19 protein-coding genes and 2 pseudogenes are annotated in these 19,098 nt (G+C 63.6%); 8 read left to right on the plus strand and 13 right to left on the minus strand.

What is annotated here, in order from left to right; all coding sequences use genetic code 11:
* Position 1 precedes the first annotated feature (1 nt).
* Both BM310_RS01840 and BM310_RS01845 read right to left on the minus strand, forming a co-directional pair.
* Entirely contained in the window at positions 2–418 is a 417-nt protein-coding gene (locus tag BM310_RS01840) for an HIT family protein (protein WP_089806949.1), read from the minus strand.
* A gap of 60 nt (positions 419–478) precedes the next feature.
* A complete protein-coding gene (locus BM310_RS01845) occupies positions 479–901 on the minus strand; it encodes an HIT family protein (protein ID WP_089804063.1) in 423 nt (140 codons plus the stop codon).
* A gap of 117 nt (positions 902–1,018) precedes the next feature.
* Here BM310_RS01845 and BM310_RS01850 point away from each other — a divergent pair, with 117 nt between their 5' ends.
* Complete coding sequence (locus BM310_RS01850) at positions 1,019–2,269, plus strand: inorganic phosphate transporter (protein ID WP_089804065.1); 1,251 nt, start codon at positions 1,019–1,021, stop codon at positions 2,267–2,269.
* Positions 2,270–2,291: 22 nt separating this feature from the next.
* On the opposite strand, the pseudogene BM310_RS01855 reads toward BM310_RS01850, so the two are convergent.
* Positions 2,292–2,624: pseudogene (locus BM310_RS01855) on the minus strand (uracil-DNA glycosylase family protein); the annotation flags it as partial.
* A 383-nt stretch (positions 2,625–3,007) separates the two neighbouring features.
* On the opposite strand from BM310_RS01855, the gene BM310_RS01860 reads away from it, so the two are divergent.
* Positions 3,008–5,938, plus strand: coding sequence for an ATP-dependent helicase (locus tag BM310_RS01860; protein ID WP_089804067.1), 2,931 nt, complete (start codon positions 3,008–3,010; stop codon positions 5,936–5,938).
* Positions 5,939–5,950: 12 nt separating this feature from the next.
* On the opposite strand, the gene BM310_RS01865 is transcribed toward BM310_RS01860, so the two are convergent.
* The gene (locus tag BM310_RS01865) at positions 5,951–7,117 is read right to left on the minus strand and encodes a DNA cytosine methyltransferase (protein ID WP_089804069.1); all 1,167 of its coding nucleotides are present in this window, start codon (positions 7,115–7,117) and stop codon (positions 5,951–5,953) included.
* A gap of 96 nt (positions 7,118–7,213) precedes the next feature.
* Positions 7,214–7,537 (minus strand): annotated as a pseudogene (locus BM310_RS01870) (uracil-DNA glycosylase); the annotation flags it as partial.
* A gap of 156 nt (positions 7,538–7,693) precedes the next feature.
* Here BM310_RS01870 and BM310_RS01875 point away from each other — a divergent pair.
* Positions 7,694–7,999 carry a HalOD1 output domain-containing protein gene (locus BM310_RS01875; RefSeq protein ID WP_089804073.1) on the plus strand — a complete coding sequence of 102 codons (306 nt, stop codon included), beginning with the start codon at positions 7,694–7,696 and terminating at the stop codon, positions 7,997–7,999.
* 1 nt (position 8,000) lies between these two features.
* Here the strand turns inward: BM310_RS01875 and BM310_RS01880 are convergent, their stop codons facing one another.
* The 5 genes from BM310_RS01880 to BM310_RS01900 form a co-directional block, all read right to left on the minus strand.
* Positions 8,001–8,225, minus strand: coding sequence for a DUF7860 family protein (locus BM310_RS01880; protein WP_089804075.1), 225 nt, complete (start codon positions 8,223–8,225; stop codon positions 8,001–8,003).
* Between the two features lie 50 nt (positions 8,226–8,275).
* Positions 8,276–9,139 (minus strand): ribose-phosphate diphosphokinase, encoded by an 864-nt coding sequence (locus BM310_RS01885; protein ID WP_089804077.1) that lies wholly within the window; start codon positions 9,137–9,139, stop codon positions 8,276–8,278.
* A 100-nt stretch (positions 9,140–9,239) separates the two neighbouring features.
* Positions 9,240–10,094 (minus strand): HVO_0234 family beta-propeller protein, encoded by an 855-nt coding sequence (locus tag BM310_RS01890; protein WP_089804079.1) that lies wholly within the window; start codon positions 10,092–10,094, stop codon positions 9,240–9,242.
* A 65-nt stretch (positions 10,095–10,159) separates the two neighbouring features.
* The gene (locus BM310_RS01895) at positions 10,160–10,438 is read right to left on the minus strand and encodes a hypothetical protein (RefSeq protein ID WP_089804081.1); all 279 of its coding nucleotides are present in this window, start codon (positions 10,436–10,438) and stop codon (positions 10,160–10,162) included.
* Between the two features lie 70 nt (positions 10,439–10,508).
* Positions 10,509–10,874: a hypothetical protein gene (locus BM310_RS01900; RefSeq protein ID WP_089806951.1), complete on the minus strand. Its 366-nt coding sequence runs from the start codon at positions 10,872–10,874 to the stop codon at positions 10,509–10,511.
* A 371-nt stretch (positions 10,875–11,245) separates the two neighbouring features.
* Here BM310_RS01900 and BM310_RS01905 point away from each other — a divergent pair, with 371 nt between their 5' ends.
* The 3 genes from BM310_RS01905 (at position 11,246) to BM310_RS01915 (ending at position 14,704) form a co-directional block, all read left to right on the plus strand.
* Positions 11,246–12,370, plus strand: coding sequence for a tRNA (guanine(26)-N(2))-dimethyltransferase (locus tag BM310_RS01905; protein ID WP_089804083.1), 1,125 nt, complete (start codon positions 11,246–11,248; stop codon positions 12,368–12,370).
* Positions 12,371–12,433: 63 nt separating this feature from the next.
* A complete protein-coding gene (locus tag BM310_RS01910) occupies positions 12,434–13,720 on the plus strand; it encodes a YihY/virulence factor BrkB family protein (protein WP_089804085.1) in 1,287 nt (428 codons plus the stop codon).
* Between the two features lie 123 nt (positions 13,721–13,843).
* Positions 13,844–14,704 (plus strand): phosphatase PAP2 family protein, encoded by an 861-nt coding sequence (locus tag BM310_RS01915; RefSeq protein WP_089804087.1) that lies wholly within the window; start codon positions 13,844–13,846, stop codon positions 14,702–14,704.
* A 54-nt stretch (positions 14,705–14,758) separates the two neighbouring features.
* Here BM310_RS01915 and glnA read toward each other — a convergent pair whose 3' ends face one another.
* On the minus strand, positions 14,759–16,135 hold the full coding sequence (gene glnA, locus BM310_RS01920) for a type I glutamate--ammonia ligase (RefSeq protein WP_089804089.1): 1,377 nt from the start codon (positions 16,133–16,135) through the stop codon (positions 14,759–14,761).
* 127 nt (positions 16,136–16,262) lie between these two features.
* Between glnA and lrp the strand changes: the two genes are divergently transcribed.
* Entirely contained in the window at positions 16,263–16,721 is a 459-nt protein-coding gene (gene lrp, locus BM310_RS01925; protein WP_089804091.1) for an HTH-type transcriptional regulator Lrp, read from the plus strand.
* Between the two features lie 135 nt (positions 16,722–16,856).
* Here the strand turns inward: lrp and BM310_RS21160 are convergent, their stop codons facing one another.
* Together BM310_RS21160 and BM310_RS01930 are read right to left on the minus strand one after the other, a co-directional pair.
* On the minus strand, positions 16,857–17,009 hold the full coding sequence (locus BM310_RS21160; protein WP_177232503.1) for a hypothetical protein: 153 nt from the start codon (positions 17,007–17,009) through the stop codon (positions 16,857–16,859).
* 149 nt (positions 17,010–17,158) lie between these two features.
* On the minus strand, positions 17,159–18,244 hold the full coding sequence (locus tag BM310_RS01930; protein WP_089804093.1) for an aminopeptidase: 1,086 nt from the start codon (positions 18,242–18,244) through the stop codon (positions 17,159–17,161).
* A 183-nt stretch (positions 18,245–18,427) separates the two neighbouring features.
* Between BM310_RS01930 and BM310_RS01935 the strand changes: the two genes are divergently transcribed.
* Positions 18,428–18,970: a DoxX family protein gene (locus tag BM310_RS01935; protein WP_089804095.1), complete on the plus strand. Its 543-nt coding sequence runs from the start codon at positions 18,428–18,430 to the stop codon at positions 18,968–18,970.
* Positions 18,971–19,098 lie beyond the last annotated feature (128 nt).

Raw genomic sequence — 19,098 nt, forward strand, 5'->3', positions numbered from 1 at the left:
CTCAGCCCTCGATTCGTCCCGCGATGTCGTCCAGTTCCTCGTCGGAGAGGTCGGGACGACCGCCGGCGACGCCGTGGATGGGGCCGCCGCCGTCGCCGTCGAACCGCGGAATCAGTTCGACGTGCAGGTGCAACACGTCCTGCCCGGCCGCCTCGCCGTCGTCGATACCGACCGTGAGGGCGTCGGCGTCCACCGCGTCCTCGACGCGTCCCACGAGGGCGTGGACGGTGGCGAACAGGTCTCTCGTCTGGTCGTCCGGCAGGTCGTCCAACCGCGCGTAGTGGTCCTTCGGGGCGACGACCGTGTGACCGGGTGCGACCGGGTCCGGGTCGAGGAACGCGAGCGTCTCGCGCGTCTCGTGGATGATTCGACCGTGGACGTCTCTGGCGGCGACGTCACAGAGCACACATTCTCCCATGCCGTCGTCGTGGCGTTCCACGACGAAGAACGTACCTCGGCCGTGTGTCGTGGCCGCCAGTCAGTCCCGCTCGATTCGTCCCGCGATGTCGTCCAGTTCCCCGTCGGAGAGGTCGGGGCGACCGCCGGCGACGCCGTGGATGGGGCCGCCGCCGTCGCCGTCGAACCGGGGGACGAGGTGGACGTGGACGTGCGGCACCTCCTGGCCGGCGGCAGCGCCGTCGTTGACGCCGACGGTGAGTCCGTCCGCGTCCACGGCGTCTTCGACGCGCGGCGTGAGTTCGTCGACCGCGGCCCACAGGTCGGCGGCCGCCTCGTCCGGCAGGTCGCGGAGGCGTTCGTGCGCCTCCTTCGGGACGACCAGCGTGTGCCCCGGAGCGAGGGGGTTCGCGTCGAGGAACGCGATGGTCGTGTCCGTCTCGTAGACGACGCGCGCCGGGATGTCGCCGGCGACGATCTGCTCGAAGATGGTGGGTTCGCTCACGTCCGGGCGGTCGGCCGGATTCGGCAAGTAGGTTCGGGTCACCGCGTGGTCGGCGCCGTCCGTCTCGCCGGGGGAACACCCCTTTGTAGGAGCAGTCGAAACGACCGCCACCGTTCCATGTCGGTAGCGCTGGCCACCGCTGGCATCGTCGTCGCACTGTTCGTCGGATTCAACATCGGCGGTTCCTCGACGGGCGTCGCGTTCGGTCCCGCCGTCGGGAGCCGTCTCGTCCGAAAGGCGACGGCCGCGGCGCTGTTCACCACGTTCGCACTCCTCGGCGCGTGGACCGTCGGCCGAAACGTCATCGACACCATGAGCAACAGCATCGTCCCGGCGACTCAGTTCTCGCCGGTCGCGAGCGTCGGCGTCCTCTTCTTCACCGGTCTGTCGCTGCTCGTCTCGAACCTCTACGGCGTTCCCGCGTCGACGTCGATGACCGCCGTCGGGGCCATCGTGGGGCTGGGACTCGCGACGGGAACGCTCAACGAGGCGCTGATGTTCACCATCGTCTCGGCCTGGATCGTCGCACCGTTGGTCGGATTCGTCTGCGGCGCGGTCATCGGTCGGTACCTCTACCCGTATCTCGACCGCTGGTTCGCCTTCACCCGGTTCGAGTCGCACCTCTTCGAGGTGGACAACTCGGGGTCCGTCCCCCGACCGCAGTTCAACGACGACGCGTCGCCGCGCGACATCGTCGGCTCTCTCGTCGTCGTCTTCATCGCCTGTTACATGGGGTTCTCGGCGGGGGCGTCGAACGCGGCGAACGCCGTCGCGCCGCTGGTCGGCGCGCAGGGTCCACTGACCGTCGATCAGGGCGTCCTCTTGGCCGTCGCCGCCTTCGGACTCGGCGGATTCACCATCGCGCGCCGGACGCTCGATACCGTCGGCGACGACATCACCGAACTCCCGATACTGGCGGCACTCGTCGTCTCCGTCGTCGGCGGGACCATCATCACGGTGCTGTCGGCGCTCGGGATTCCCGCGAGTCTGGCCGTCAGCACCACCTGCTGCATCATCGGCCTCGGGTGGGGACGCGCGAGTCGGTCGGCGACGGTCGTCGACATCGCCACCCCGGCCGAGAACCGCGAACGGGACCTCGACGTCTCGACGGGCGCACTCGTCACCTCCCGCGACGAGGACGTCCCCACGAGTCCCACCGTCGGCGACTTGGCTCGGGGGGAGGCCCCGCCCGAACGGTCGGACGAGGAGGTCCCCGAGGTTCCGGACATCGGCGCGGCGGACGCGGCCGAACTGGACCGGAAGAGCCTGTTCGACCCGAGCGCGGTCAAGCGCATCGCGGCGCTGTGGGTCATCACCCCGTCGCTCGCCGTCGCGGGGTCGTACCCGCTGTTCCTGTTGGTGCTGTGAGCGCCGCCCCGCGCTCCCCTCCTCAGGGCAGGCGCGCCCGAATCGCCGCGCGGTACTCCGCGTCGGTGTAGCCGAGTCGCGAGAGCCACACGTCCTGATAGGAGGGGTGAAGCAGGGGCAGAAGCGTCACGTCGAACGCGTCGAGGGCGACCGGTTCCAGCACCGAGTCGAGGAAGCCGTCGAGTTCCCGGCCGTCGAACGCGAGCATCGTCGCCGTCGCGTGCTTTCCGGTCGAGACCACCACCTCGGGGTCGACTTCGGCCACCTCGGTTTCGAGGTGGCTCCGGCAGTTCGCGCGTTCGGCCGCCGTCGGTTCGCGGTTCGACCCCGCGCCGTCGCACGGGAAGCACTTCACCGGTTCGTGAAATTAATCACATCTATAATTTTTATATGTATTAGATAGACTGGAAGTACGGGTGTTAGTAGCACAATCCAGCAGAGCCAACACCAGTCGGCATTCCAGTTGAGACTTTCATAATTTGGTTGCCGTTCCAAAACTAGCCGCGAGTTCAGATAGATGTGTTCGTGAGAGTCCTCTCGGGACTCTAAGCGAGACTAGACGGCTGACTCTGTTCATATCGGTAAAGCGACTTTGGATAGTACGCAGAACGTACTAATCATATTGAATACTCTAATCTGTATACCGTCACAGAGGGAATACACCACCCTCCTCACTAGAACTTGTCATCGGTGTTCAAAGATAGATTTATGTTATTTTAATGGTTTTTCCGACTTATCGTGACCAACGTCCTTGAAGCAGACATAGACTGGACAGACCCGCAACAGCGAGTCATCCAACACCAAGACGGCCCTCTCCAAGTTGCCGCATGCGCTGGATCTGGCAAGACCCACACAATCTCCGCCAGAATCGCCCACATGGTATCTAATGGGGTTCCACGAGACAATATCGTTGCGTTCACCTTTACTGAAAATGCCGCAGATGAACTAAAGGTGAGAATTCGTTACTGGATGGAACAGGCTGGCCTTGACGACGAAGGTCTCGGCGATATGTTCATCGGCACTATCCATTCCTTCTGTCAGCAGTTACTACACGATCATCGAACAGAAACCCTCAGCTACGACATAATGGGAGAGAATGAACGACGAGCATTCATTCTCAACCACTTCTTTGACTTAGGACTTCACGAAATGAGTCCTTCCCACCCAGACAACACCTACAGGAAGGTGAAATGGTTCACTGAAGATCTCGATACTCTCCGTCGAGAGATGATTGTTGGAGAGGCAGATGCTTCTCAGGATAGTACTACCGAAGATCTCATGGAGGCTTATCACACCTATCAAGATATTCTTGACGAGTATCATTTCTTTGATCATCAGGAGCTCATCTATCGTGCCGTGCAAATGCTTTCTGAGGACGATGATGTACGAGAGAAAGTACAGGATCAATACCAGTATCTGATCGTTGATGAATATCAAGACGTGAACAACATACAGGAACAATTAGTTCAGCTTCTCACCGGAGAGGACCAGAACCTGTGTGTTGTCGGAGATGATGATCAATCCATCTATGGTTGGCGTGGAGCTCAACCCGCAAGCTTCATTAATTTCACAGAACGGTACGACGCAGAACAGGAAGTTCTAGCTGAAAACTTCCGGTCTACAGAACCAATAGTGGAACTCGCGCGGGAATTCATCGAGCAAAACGATAATCGTGTTGAAAAGCCGATGAATACCAATCATCCGGGGCAAGTAGGAGATATCTATCAACACTACTTCGACACTCAACAAGGTGAAATAGACTTCATCATGGATCGAATTGAAGAGGTAGTTGGAACTGTATATACTGATTCCGGAGGTAACGAACACACGGTTCGCTACGGCGATATTGGTATTCTGTTCCGTCGGAAGCGATTCATGGATGAGTTCCAAGACGCGATGAGAGACCGAGACATCCCCTATACTGTTCAGGGTGACAACGGGCTATTCGCACACCCTATCACTCACTTTGTACGTCTTGCATTCGGATATATTGCTAGAGGAGAAGATAACGGATTCGAGATAATAGATGGTGAACAGTCGAACGTTAACCAGGGAGACATCCAGACATTTGAGATAACTGAACGCCGGCTTCGAGGAGTCATTCGAAATACCGGGCCGCTACGAGACCGAGAAGACATCATTGTCGAGAAACTGAACGAAATCCAAGAATGGTACGCGGATCCCACGAGTAGGCGCATTGAACCTCAGGAGGAACTCCACAAAATCCTCCAAGCAATGGGCATTGCTAACGAAACAGAAGATAATGATGGAGTGAATGAAGGATTTGAGGAACCTGTGATGTACTCTCTCGGTCTCATCAGTGAACTCATCAAAGACTTCGAATCTGTCTACGAAATCATCTTCCCCGATCAGATTACTGACTTAGTTCAATTCCTTGACCACGCCTACTTTTATGGTCGATCCGAAGTCGATGACCCCACGCTTGTTGATGCAGTTGATCTCTCTACTATCCATAATTCAAAGGGGAAGCAATACGCCGCGGTGTTCGTTCCTACAATGTTCATCTACGGATTTGCAAATGAGAATCAAGGAGGAACTCGGGCATTTATGCGAGGTCAGGAGTGGATTGATGAAGACATATTCGATTACGAGAACTACCAAGATACCAACGAAGGACTCCGCCGTTTATTCTATGTTGCTCTCACCCGTGCTGAAAAATACCTCACAATCACTGGTGCATCTGATAATCCAGGCTACGAGAATAACTACTCTCCATCACAGTTCTACAACGAATTACTAAGTCTTGATCATCCTTCTGTTTTAACAGACACTGTCCCAGACCCTGCGCCACGAGAACGTCAGGAATTACAAGAAGCGGGGAGAGACATCGTCTACCCCACCTCGTTTAGTGATCTTCGGTACTATCAGAAGTGCCCGTACGACTACAAACTGCGTCAAGTCTACGGGTTCGCTCCACCAATTGACCAAGCATTCGGCTTTGGATTTGCAGTGCACGATCTCCTTCGAGAGATGCATCAGCGACATACTGAGGATAACAACGAATTTCCCATCTCTCCAGGAGAAATCCGAAACCGAGTCCAAGACTCCGACAGATTCCACCTACGGTATGCATCGGGGCAAATTGATGAAAATCTCCGTGAGGCCGCTGAAGAGATGCTTACCAACTACGCAGAGAACTATCGAGAAGACATGATAAGTGCATACCGTGCAGAAGTCCCATTCGAGATCTTGGTCGGGGATGAAAACGAACAAGGGGCAACAGCACTGGTCTCAGGCGAAATTGACCTATTGGAACACAAGAACCCTCACACCCAAGAAATCGAAGAAGTAGACATCATTGATTTCAAAACGAGTGAACGGCCCGAAGATAACAGCCCTGATGCCCGAGACAATGCGTTCCAAGTCCACCTATACGGTGTCGCTACCAGGAGCGACTTTAATCCTGATGCGACAGAGGGATACATTCACTATTTAAACCACGACCCAGAAGATGATGGGACCCTCGGTGAAAACAACGAAGAACGCGTCCCAGTTGATCTGTCCGAAACTGATCTTGACCGCGTTCAGATGTTGGTAGAGGATAGAGTTAATGAGATCGCTCAACGGCGATTCTTCCCGGACCCTGATGAAGAGAAATGTGAAACCTGCGACTTCAATGGAATTTGCCCCCACGCAGAAACCGAATAGATTGACCTAGAATCACGCCTTAGCTGGGCGTTTTACGTGATCTTCCAGCTCATCTTGAGCAACGCGTTCTGGCCACGCAAATGGATCGTCCTCTTCCTCAGCTTCAACCCGAAGGCCGCCTTCCAATCCCTGTAGATGTGCTTCAATCGCCCACCCTAGGTGATAAGCCAGCTTCGGTGGAACTGCGTTCCCAATCTGTTGGGCGACTCGCCACTGATGTTGTCGGCCCTGTATGGTGTAATCATCAGGTATTGTCTGGAGCCTCGCTCCCTCTCTGAGTGTTATCGCTCGGTTTTCAGAAGGATGCAAGTGACGTCCTTTCATCGGCTTATGAAAACCAGTTCGAATCGTAACCGCAGGTTCGTCCATCCAGAGACGCCCAAATAGATCCGTACCGCCGCTTTCGTACCCTTTCCAGCACTCTGGAAGCAATTCTTCGGGAATATCAAATCGGTTTCCACCCTCAGGAACTGCTTCCATTCTCTTGATAGTTTTTTCCGAAAAGTTCCGAGTATTATGCCAGTTCTCGTTGTTTGGTTTCGTGGGTAAGTCAGCAATTGCGTCTCTTACCGTCCGTACAGGTTCTGAAGTCGTCGCAGGAAACACAGGTGTCCCTAGCCTACTCCCAATAATGAATGCTCGATGCCGTCGCTGCGGTACCCCATATTTGTGTGCCCATAGTCGGTCAACTACGGTGTTGTACCCCATCTCTTCCGCCTGAGCCACTACTTCCGATCCTTCTTTTGAGTCTAGAAACCGCGGGACGTTCTCAATTAAGAATAGGTCTGGTTGTATATCATTTACTGTTCGCATAAACTCTTCCCAGAGCTGGTTCCGATCGTCATCTAACTCATCAGTCTTTGTACTGTTGAGGTTTGAAAATCCCTGACATGGAGGGCCTCCAACGACGACGTCGGCATCGCTCCATTCTGTGAACGACTCAATTTGGGTGATATCTTCGTTAATCACCTCTGCGTCTGGGAAGTGATGCTCTACAGTAGCAGCTGCGTCTTCATTATTATCAACGGCTAATACTGTACGGAATCCATTCCCAGGTGTCGTTAACCCCTCATATTTGAGGTCTCCTATTCCATTCAATCGATCAGGCTGCTCTAATCCAAGGGATAGTCCGCCAAGACCGCTAAATAAATCAACAAGACGATGAGCCTCACCACTCATGTCTTATATTGTTATATCGACTCAAGATTAAGTTTACGTATAGGAGTCATATTGGGGCTTAGATCCGTTGAGTAACCTGAAAACCACAGTTCAAACAGTGTAGTAGGCGTCCGGGTGCCCCACCGCGGCCAGGAGGCGGCGGACGCGTCTCCCCGAGTGCCGCGTCGTGTACGCCGCGCCCGTGTGGTTGCCGCCCCGCCACCGGTCGGCCCCCGGGTCGCCCGCGCCGGGCGCCTCGCCGACGACCATCACCGACGCGTCCCGCGGGCCGGTCCCCCACGAGATTTCGGTCCGACACGCGACGAGTTCGGGACACCGCGCGCAGTCGGCCTCGACGACGAACCGCTCTCCGAACGGCGTCTCCGCCTCGTCGCCGTCCGCGGAGCGACCCTGGGTGTTCTCGGTGTTCCGTTCGCTCATCGAACCACTGGCGCACCGTCGCGCACGAGGTGCCGTATAGCTGTCCGTGTCCTGACTGCCGCCGTCGTCAGCCGCGAGGACAGATTTATACTTTGTGGCCCACCTTCTTAGTAGTCACTCGCGCTGGTGTACACACCAACCGCAGGTCCCCCCTCGATGTATCTCTATCAGTTCGGCTCACTTCTCCACACGGAACGAATCGACGCCGAGGAGGGTCCGGTCGCGGCCCTGTTTCGCGCGTTCGAAGCGGTCGACGTCGACGTCGACGCCGACTCCACGGACGTCCTCCACGACTACATCGACCCCGGTGCGCTGGACCGCCTGTTCAGCGGACCGCAGTCGGGCCGGGACGGCGGGTTCGTCGTCTTCGAGATATGGGACGTTGTCGTGCAGGTGACGCGCTACGAAGTCGCCATCTACGACTCGCTCTCCGTGTCGGCGGCCGACGAGTCGAGGGACTGACTCACTCGGTCAGCGGCAGGAGGACGCCGAAGACGAACGGCGACAGGAGCGTGAGGACGACGCCGGCCGCCTCCGCGTCGAAGAAGAGCGTCTTCTCCCACGCCGGAAGCGGACCGACGACGGCGGGGGCGACGAGCGTCCCGAGTGCGCCGACGGTGAACAGGGCGAGTCCGAGGCCGACGCCGAGTTTGGTCAGTCGCGGGTAGTCGAAGCGTTCGTGTGCCATGTCTCGTGGACGACCGGTATCGAATACAAACGTTTCGTTCGGCCCGCGCCTCACTGCGTCACGGTTTCGACGGCGGCGGCGACGGCGGGGGCGACGCTGACGACGCTCACGTCGCGTTCGACGGTGTCGGTGCCGACGATTCGCTCGATGCCGGCGCGTTCGAGCTTCGTGCGGGCGTTGCGGACCAAGAGCGGGTGGACGCAGGCGGCGAAGACGCGGTGCGCGCCGTCCGAGTCGAGGTGGGTGACGGCCTCGCTCATCGTCGACCCGGTGGCGACGATGTCGTCGACGATGACGACGTCCCGGTCGGAGGCGTCCGCGTCGCTGGGCGTTATCTCCACCTCCGACCCCGAGTGGCGCACCTTCTCGAAGTAGTCGGTGTCGCCGCGGCCGTAGGCGTCGCAGACGTGTTCGGCGAGTTCGACGGCACCGGCGTCCGGCGACAGGAACAGCGGGTCGTTCAAATCGTCCGGGAGGGGTTCCGCGAGGCGGGCCGCGGCGTCGACGACGGTGACGTGGCCGTCGAAGAACGAGGCGACGGCCTCCTCGTGGGGGTTGACGAGGACGACGCGGTCGGTTCCGGCGGAGGCGGCCCGCGCCATCGCGCGCGCGGAGACGGGACCGCCGGCCTCGAACGCCTCGTCCTGCCGGGCGTAGCCCATGTAGGGCAGGACGGTGACGACTTCCGTCGCGCCCGCCTCGCGGACGGCGTCCTGCAGTTGGAACAGTTCGACCCACGCGTCGTTGGAGTCGGTCGTGGCCACGACCACCGCGCGGTCGGCGTCGAAGTCGGGGACGGCGGCGTACGTCTCGCCGTCCGGGAAGCGGTCGTACTCGACCGCCGCGAGCGGTTCGTCTATCGCCGCCGCCAACTCGGCGGCGAGCGCCTGCGAGGATGACCCGGGTACGATCATGATGGGAGAATCTCCGTCGCGCGTTAAACCCGTTTTCGTCTGTACGCGGACTCGTCACGCCGGAGACGCGTCGGATGCGGGAGAGCCGCGGGTCGGCGGGTCAGACGACCGCCGCGGCGGTGACGCCCTGCAGACCGAGAATCTGGTGTCGCCACTCCGACTCCGGGAGGCGGACGAGGAACGTCCCCGCGTCGGTCACGGCGTACGTCGCCGTCGGCCCGTAGGCGACGGCGGCCACGGTCTCGGCGACGGGGACGGGTTCGGGGGCCCACTCGCCGCCGTCGCCGCGGGCGAACAGGTCGCCGCCGCCGACGGCGTGCGCCCGGCCGTCCGCCGCCGCACTCGCCACGTCGAACGCTCCCGACAGCGCGTCCATCCAGCCGTTCCCGAGCCTGTAGAGCCCGGTGCCCGTCGCGGCGAGGGGGTCGCGCCCCGCCACGTCGCGCGCGTCGTCCAACCCGACCGACGTGAGGCCGTCCGCGTCGAGTCGGTGGACGCCGTCGGCGGCGGCGACGAGGGGGCCGTCGACGGCGCGGACCGCCCCCGTCTCGCCCACGGTGGTCCACGCCGCGCCGTCCGCGTTCGCATCGTCGCCGCCGTCGCTCCCGCCACCGCCCTCGAACCGGGCGACGCGGCCGTCGTCGTCGCCCGCGTGGAGCGTCTCGCCGTCGAAGCCGACGGCCGCGGCGGGTCCGAACCCGGTCGGCTCGAACCGCAGGTCGTCCGCGTCGTCGGTCTCGGTCAGGTCCGCCCGGAACACGTCCTCGGCGGCGGCGACGGCGAGGGTCCCCCCGCCGACGGCGACGTCCCGGGCGCGGCAGCGGTGCGCGATGCCGAACCCGCCCACGAGGTCGTCCGACACCGAGACGGCGACGACGCCCGCGTCGCTGGCGACGAACACCGTCTCGGTGCCGGTATTGTCGGTGTAGACACGCTTCTCGTCGATAGTGGGCATCTCGCTCGGACGTTCGTGTACCCGGCGGGAAAACGTTGCGGAGGGGGCGACTCGGCCGTCAGTCGTCAGGGCTCGCCGACGACGGACGCGACGAGGGCGGCGAGGACGAGGAGGTACGCGTGGAACGCGACGTCGAACGCCAGTCCGGTCAGCCCGGGAGCGAGCGGGTTCTGCAGGAGGTCGAACCCGACCAGCAACAGGTAGCCGGGCACCTGCGTCGGTTGGAACCGGAGGGCGAACGCGAGTCCGACGAGGCCGACGAGGACGAGGTAGGCGACGCCGACGGCACTGCTCGTCGGCCGTCGCGGTCGGTGGAGGGGAACGGGGACTGACACGTGGACCATGCGCCGCAGTACGACCCGACGCGACAAAAAACCGCGCGCACGCCCAGAACGAGGCGACGCGGGCGGCCGCTCAGAGGAACTCGCGAACGTCCGAGTACCACATGTCGTGGTGGTCGAGTTCGCCGATGCGTTCGGCGACGGCGGCGGCGAGGACGTGCCAGCAGCGCTGGTCGTCGTCCTCGGTGTCGAGGTTGTACGAACTGTCCTTGCACGTACAGCCGCCGTCCTCGACGACGTACTCGTCGGCGTAGCCGACCACGACGGTGAAGTCTCGGTAGCGCTTCACGCGCCCCTCCGAGACGGCCTCGATGGCGCGCGTCCCGCGGGTGCCGTGGATGGTGGCGACGGCGTCCACGACGCCCGGCGTCAGTTCCCCCGCCGCCGCGAGGTCACGCCGCCACGCCGTCTCCCGGTCGCTCTTCGTCTCGGTGGGCACGGCGAACGCGGCGTCGGTGACGGCGTCGGCGGCGTCCGGGGCGTCCGATTCGCCGGCGGCCTCGGCGTCTGCGGCCTCCGCGCCGGCGTCTGCGGCCTCTGTACCGTCGGCGTCGGCGGCTTCCCCGCCGCCGTCTGCGGCATCGGTATCGGCGGACCCGGATTCCGCGCCGGACTCGCCGGGGTCGGACGCTTCGGCCGTGGGCGTCGCTTCCGGGTCGGCGGCCGCCTCGTCGTCCCCGTCGTCGGGACCGTCGCCCACCTCTCGCACGCCCCGGAGTTGGCCGGTGGCGGACAAAACGGCACCGATGCGCTCGCCGTCCCGCCGGACGCATCGTATCGCTTTTCGCCGCGGGGACCGCTTCCCGGAACATGGACGTACGTGAGGGCGGCGTCGAGGTGTCGGTGCCGGGCGCCCGCGACGGCGCGTCGGAGGGGTCGGGCGACGACGTGTTCTACAACCCGACGCAGGAACTCAACCGCGACGTGACCGTCGCCACGCTCCGGGCGTACCGGGAGCGAGACGACCGCGCGGAGTCGTATCTGGACGCGATGGCCGCCAGCGGCATCCGCGGCGTCCGCGCCGCGGCCGAGGGGTTCGACGTGACCTGCGCGGACCTCGACGAGGAGGCGGTCGAACTCGCCCGCCGGAACCTCGCGCGCAACGACCTGTCGGGCGAGGCGGTCCACCGCGACGCGAACGCCCTCATGCACGACTCGGTGTTCGACGTCGTGGACCTCGACCCGTTCGGCACGCCCATCCCGTTCGCCGACGCGGCGTTCGCCAACACGCGCGATTTGGTCTGCGTCACCGCCACCGACACCGCACCGCTGTGCGGCGCACACCAGAAGTCGGGCATCCGCAAGTACAGCACGCTCCCGCAGAACACCGACTACCACCCCGAGATGGGGCTCCGCGTCCTCCTGTCGGCGCTGATTCGCACGGCGGCGCGCTACGACAAGGCGGCCGTCCCCGTCCTCTCGCACGTGACGCGCCACTACGCCCGCACGTACCTCGAACTCGACGGCCGGGCGACGAAGGCCGACGAACTCGTCGAGAAACTGGGCCACGTCTACCACTGCGAGGACTGCCTCGAACGCGACCACGAGTTCGGCCTCGTCGCGCACCCGCCGGACGACTGCCCGGCCTGCGGGAGTTCCCGGACGCTCGTCGCCGGCCCCATCTACCTCGGCCCCGTTTGCGACCCCGCGTTCGCTCGCTCGGTCCGCGAGCACGTCACCGAGGAGATGGGCGAGTGCAAGCGCGCCCGGTCGATGCTCGACACCGTCGCGGGCGAACTCGACCGACCCACGCACTACGACCAGCACCGACTGTGCAAGCTCTGGAACCGCTCTGCGACGAGCATGGACGACTTCGTCGCCGAACTCCGCGAGGCGGGCTACGAGGCGACGCGGGCGCACTACTCGGGGACGGCGTTCAAGACGGACGCGACCATCGCGGAGATGCGCGCGGCGACCACCGACGGCGACGGCTGAGAGGCGACTTCAGCACCTGTCAGCGGCAAGTATCTTCTTGTGCGTCTCCGACGAAGGCGGGACGTGAGCGTTCGGATTCGCAATCAGTTATCCGTGGGTCGGTCGGTGGTCAGTACCATCCAGGAGCGCGAGGTGACGTTCCTGGCGGCGAGCATCTCCTACTACACGCTCGTCTCCCTCGTTCCGCTTCTCACGCTCGCCCTCGTCGTCGCGTCGTTCGTCGGCGGCGACGCGTTCAGGGCGTACGTGCTCGACCTCGCCCAGCAGTACCTCCTGCCGTCGGGGTCGGACCTCGTCAGCGGCGCGCTCGAAGACCCGACGGGACAGGGCGCGCTGTCGGTGGTGAGTCTCGGCGTCACGCTGTGGGGGGCGCTGAAACTGTTCCGCGGCCTCGACATCGCCTTCTCGCGCATCTACGGGTCGGAGGCGAGCGGGCTCGTCGGGCAACTCAGAGACGGCATCGTCGTGCTGGCGTCGCTCGGCGCGGGGACGCTCGGCGTCGCCGCCGCCACCGTCGTCATCGGCCTCGTCGACCTCCCGTTCGCCGAGATTATCTCTCCCGTCCTGCTCCTCGTCCTCCTCGTCGTCGCGTTCTTCCCGTTCTACTATGTCCTGCCCGAAGCCGGCCTCTCTCCGCGGGAGGCGCTCCCGGGGACGCTGTTCGCGGCCGTCGGCTGGGCGATTCTCGGCGTCGTCTTCGGTATCTACACCGCGACGGCGGGCGCGTCCGTCGCGGGCGCTCTCGGGGCGATTCTGCTGCTCGTGACGTGGTTCTACTTCTCGGGCATCCTCGTGCTCACGGGCGCGGTGGTCAACGCCGTCCTCGCTGGGAAAGTGGTGGACGGACCGGGGGACGGCGTCTCGGGAGACCGGCAGGTACAACACAGACGCGCCCGACGAACAGACCGGACGATGAGCGTGGACGACGCACCCGGTAGCGACGACGCGGGCGAGACGGACGTGGAACCCCGCGGCGCGCCCGACATCGAGCAACTCGAAGACCGCGTCGAGGAACTCCGCGCGGACCTCGACGCGTTCGAGTCGGACGTACAGGAGCGCACCGTCGACCGCCCGGACGTGGAGTCGGAACTCAAACGCTACGTGCGCGGTCGGATGCGACAGGGGAAGGCCCGCGGGTGGGGGCCGTACCTCGTCCTCCTCTACGGGACGGCCGTCACCATCGCGGCGTTCTTCCTCATCCAGGACGACCTGCTCGCCGTCGTCGCCATGCTCGTCACGTACCTCTCGACGCTCGGCCTGTACGTCCTCTTCGTCGTCTTCGGCGTCGGACTGGGCGCCCTCGGCGTCCCCGGCCGCCTCGTCGACTGGGTCCGCGACCGGCGGTCCTGACGCGCCGGCCTCGCTTTCACCCGCGTCGCCGTCGGGCGCGACCCACCCGCCGACCCGACCACGCTCGCACGACGCTCCGTTCTCCGGCGGTTATATGTTCCTCCACTCGCCACTCCCGCAGTGATGCAGACGCTCGTCACCGCCCGCGGCGTCGGTGAACTCGCCGTCGCCGACTCGCTCCCGGACGCCGTCGTGTCCCTGTTCGCCGCGCTCACCTACCTCGGCGACCCGTGGCTCTGTCTGCTGGCCGTGAGCGCCGCCTACGTCGTCGGCGACCGACTCGGCATCGCGCGGCCGTCGTCGGCGTTCGTCCTCGCCCTCGGCCTCGGGGCCGTCGGCCTCACCGTCGGCCTGAAGGAACTGTTCGCCCTCCCGCGCCCGCCGGGTGCGGTCGAGTCGGGGTACGGCTTCCCCAGCGGTCACGCCCTCGGCGCGACGGTGTTCTGGGGCGGCGTCGCCCTCCTCGCCGACGCGGGCCGCCGCCGCGTCCGACTGGGTGTCGCCGCCGCCGTCGTCTTCGTCGTCGCCCTCTCCCGCGTCGTCATCGGCGTCCACTACCTCGCGGACGTGGTCGCGGGCGTCGCCGTCGCGACTGCCTTCCTCGCCGTCGTCTTCGCCGCCGGGCCGGGCCTCCGCCGGACCGCCGTCCCCTCTGACCGCGCCGTCGTCGCCTGCTTCCTCGGCGGCGGTGCCCTCACCGCTGCCGCCGCCGTCACGAACCCCATCGAGAGCGAGGTGCTCCTCGGACTCGGGACGGCCGCCGCCGGCGCAGTCGTCTGGTCGCGCCTCGGCGGCGCCCTCGACGGCGACGACGCCTCTCCCCGGTCGCTGGTCGTCGGCGCCGTCGCGGTTCCCCTCCCGTTGGCCGTGATGGTCGCCGTCGTCGAACTGTCGCTCGGGTCCGTCGCTCTCGTCACCGCGGGGGCCGGCGGCGGCGCCGCGTTGCTGTCGCTCCCCGCCGCGGTGTCGTCACTGCTCGATTGAGAACGGGAGACGAAGAGAGAGCGGAGGAGCGACCGACGGCGGCCCGGGGCCGCCTCAGAACTTCTCGAGGTACCGGTCGAGTTCCCACTGCGAGACGTCGATGCGGAACTCGTCGTACTCCTGCGTCTTCGCCTCGACGAACTTCTCGTAGACGTGTTCGCCGAGTGCGTCCTGCACGACTTCGTCCTCCTGCAGGGCGTCGACCGCTTCGCCGAGGTTCGACGGGAGCGTGGTGATGCCGTACTCCTCGCGCTTCTCCTCGTCGAACTCGTAGATGTTCTCGCGGACCGGGTCGGGCGCTTCGAGGTCCTGCTCGACGCCGTCGAGACCCGCGTGGATGAGCGCAGCGAAGGCGAGGTACGGGTTGCAGGACGGGTCGGGGAAGCGAGCCTCGATACGGCTGGCCGCGGGGACGCGCGCCGCCGGCTTCCGGATGAGGGCCGAGCGGTTGCGGTCGGACCACGCGACGTAGACGGGCGCTTCGTAGCCGGGGACCAGACGCTTGTAGGAGTTCACCGTCGGGTTCGTCACGGCCGAGAGCGCCGGGGCGTGTTCGAGGATGCCCGCGAGGAACGAGTGGGCCGTCTCCGAGAGGTTGAACTCGTCGTCCTCGTCGTGGAACGCGTTCTCGCCGTCCTCGGTGAACAGCGACAGGTGCGTGTGCATGCCGGACCCGTTGATGCGCGGGATGGGCTTGGGCATGAACGTCGCGTGCAGGTCGTGTTGCGCGGCGATGGCGCGGACGACGGTGCGGAACGTCCCCACGTTGTCGGCCGTCGTGAGGGCGTCGTCGTACTCGAAGTTGATCTCGTGTTGCCCCTGTGCGACCTCGTGGTGGCTGGCCTCTATCTCGAAGCCCATCCGTTCGAGGCCGTAGATGATGTCACGGCGCACGTCGGAGGCGAGGTCCTTCGGCGCGAGGTCGAAGTAGCCGCCGGCGTCGTTCGTCTTCGTCGTCGCGCGACCCTCCTCGTCCTCCTCGAACAGGAAGAACTCGGGTTCGGGCGCGGCGTTTATCTCGTAGCCCATCTCCTCGGCGCGGGCGATGGCCTGCTTCAGGATGTACCGCGGGTCGCCCTCGAACGGTTCGCCCGTCGTGGTGTTGATCACGTCGCAGATGAGGCGCGCGGACCGGCCGTCGCGCCACGGGAGAATCGCGAACGTCTCGGGGTCGGGCTTGAGGCGCATGTCGGACTCCTGGATGCGCACGAAGCCCTCGATGGAGGACCCGTCGAAGTAGATTCCTTCGGTAAATGCCTTCTCGGCCTGCGTCGCGGGAACGGCGACGTTCTTTACGGTGCCGAGAATGTCGGTGAACTGGAGGCGGAGGAAGTCGACTTCCTTCTCCTCGATTTCGTCGACGACGCGCTGTGCTTCCGCCGAGAGACCGCCATCGGCTACAACGTCAGAGTGAGCGTTTTCGTCCGTCATCTTCCTGGACAGGAGTTTCTGACAACAGCCACCATTAAGATGTTATCGCTTAGTGCAACTCGTGACTGTCTGTGGGAGAACTGGATATTCGTAAAATTCTAATGCCCCGAGTGAGTGGGTCGCTTTGATGACGTACGAAAACCTCGATGCAAAACTCATCAACGCACTCCTCGGCGACGGGCGCGCGAGTCTTCGAAGCCTCGCAGAGGAACTCGACGTGTCGGTCACGACAGTCTCGAACCACCTCCGCGACCTGGAAGACGAAGGCGTCATCGAGGGGTACACCCCGCGTGTGAACTACGACGCCCTCGGCTACGACGTCACCGCCGTCATCCAACTCAAGGTCGAGGGGAGCGCACTTCCCGAGATTACGGACCGACTCCGCGAACAGAAACAGATGATCTCCGTCTACGAGGTGACGGGCGACTACGACATCATCGCCATCGGCAAGTTCACCGACACCGACGGAATGAACGACCAGATAAAGCAACTGCTGACGGACGCGGACATCCGCGAGTCCAACACGAGCGTCGTCCTCAACGCCGTCGTGGAGAACCAGCAGTTCGACCTCGACATCGAAGAGTAGCCGAGCGATACGACTAGTCGGCCGACCCTTCTCTCGGAACACGACCCGCCGAGTGACGACGACGGCGAACGACCGTCGCCCCCCGGCGACGACGTTCCCACAGACGCCCCCCACGGGCGTCGACGTCGTGCCTCCTCAGACGAAGCGATTCGCCACGTCTTCGATGTCTGTTTGACAGTACGGGCACCGGTAACGCGTGTCGAATCCATCCCGCCGAGTCGTCGTCTTCGCCTCCAACTCGTGCATCCCCACGTCTCGACCGCACTCGGTACAGAGTACCTTCGGCATCGTCTGTTGGTACCCCAATCATCCGTGATAAATCACACGGTAGTTGTGAACGTCTCTCAATCTTAGATACTCGACGCTCCGGCCGCGAACGCGCCAGTTCCACCCGTCGCTCGCTTCGCCCACCCGAACGCACGCGAACGTCCGCCTCGTTACTCGAAGTCGTCTTCGAACACGAACGTCCCGTCTCGCTGGACGACTTCGCCGTCAACCTCGACGACGGAGTCCTCCGACATGTCCAGAATCATGTCCACGTGTTCCGCGCTGTCGTTCACCTCGTTCTCCTCGCCCACCGTCTCGGGGTACGCCGACCCGACGGCCATGTGGACGGTGTCGCCCATCTTCTCGTCGAACAGCATGTTGTAGGTGAACTGGTCGATGGCGCGGTTCATCCCGATGCCCAACTCGCCGAGGTAGCGCGCGCCCTCGTCGGTGTCGAACACGCCGTCCAGCACTTCCTCGTTGCGTTCGGCGCTGTAGGACTCGACGCGGCCGTCCTCGAACCGCACGCGGACGTCCGATATCTCCCGGCCCTGCCGGTAGAGGGGCATGTCGAAGTGAACCTCGCCCTCGACGCTGTCGCGCACGGGCGCGGTGAAGACTTCGCCGCCGGGGAGGTTCTTCTCGCCCTTGTCGTTCAGGGTGGTGTTGCCCGCGACGCTCATCGTCACGTCCGTCTCGTCGCCGGCGACGACGCGCACCTCGTCGGCGTCGTCGAGAATCTCGACCATCTGCTGTTGGAACTCGTACTGCTCGTCCCAGTCGAGGTTGACGGCGTCCCAGACGAAGTTCTGGTAGCCGTCGGTGCTCATGCCGGCGAGTTGGGCGTTGCCCGACGTGGGGAACTGCGTGAGACACCACTCCTTCGAGAGGCGTTCCTGCAGGACGGGTTGCATCGCCCGGCGGTAGGCGGCGTTCGTGTCCGGGTCCACGTCTGCCGTCTCCGAGGCGTTCACGTCGCCGCGAACCGCGACGAACACGTCCATCTCCTCGTACATCGCGAGGAGGTGGTCCGGCGTCTCGAACTCGCCGTCGTGGTTCCGGAGGAACGCGCGGGAGGCGCGGGAACTGCTGTTCAGATAGACGGGGTTCGCCCCGCGTTCCGCACACTCCTCGTGGAGGGCGACGACCAACTCCTCCGCCGCGGCGGGAGCGGTGACGACGACGTTGTCACCCTCGTCGATGTCGGTGGAGTGGTCCGCGACGACCTGCGCGTGTTCACGGATACGTGGGTCCATAGGCTACCCTCATCCGTCGGAACCAAACCCCTTTCGCACCGGTCGTCGGTCGTGCACGGCTCGCGCATCTCCAACGAACGAGGTTTCTGAGCCTCGTCCGTATCGTTTCTACCGGTTTGAGAACGACGCCCTCTTTATATCGTCTCTTCCTCCGACTGTCCAGATGTAAGAGGTAGTACGATAATGAGCACTCCCACCACCACCACGACTCGCAGCACCTACGACGAACTCCTCAACTTCGACCTGCAGGGGACCCTCGCCGGGTACTGGCTGGTCGCCCTTCGCCTGATAACCGGCTACTGGTTCCTGCACGCCGGATGGACCAAGTTCGGCTTCGTCTCGGGCGAAGCGTTCGACGCCACCGGCTACCTCCTCCACGGAACCGGCGGCAGCCCCATCCACGGCTTCTTCGCGTGGGCCGCGTCGATGCCGTGGCTGATGTCGTTCACGAACTTCATGATTCCCGCGGGCGAGTTCCTCATCGGACTCGGACTGATCGTCGGCGGTCTCGTCCGACTGGCCTCGTTCTTCGGGGCCGTCCTGATGGTGTTCTTCTACCTGGGGAACGCCGACTGGGCGCACGGACTGGTCAACGGTGACCTGTTCGGACTGGTCCTGTTCGTGACCCTCGCGACGTTCGGCGCGGGCCGCATCCTCGGCCTCGACGCCTACCTCGAGAAACTCGACTTCGCGAAGTCGCGGGCCGCGAAGTTCATCCTCGGTTGAACCGCCCCCGCTCGACTGTTTCCCTTTTCGCCGCTTCCTTCGCCCCGACACGGACCCGCTTCACCGACGCTTCGAGCGTTCGACGGCGGCGGCCGCGACCCGAGCGTCGACGGAGACGAGTCGCTCCG

Origin of the sequence: Halogeometricum rufum (assembly GCF_900112175.1) — an archaeon.
GTDB classification, from domain to species: Archaea; Halobacteriota; Halobacteria; order Halobacteriales; family Haloferacaceae; genus Halogeometricum; species Halogeometricum rufum.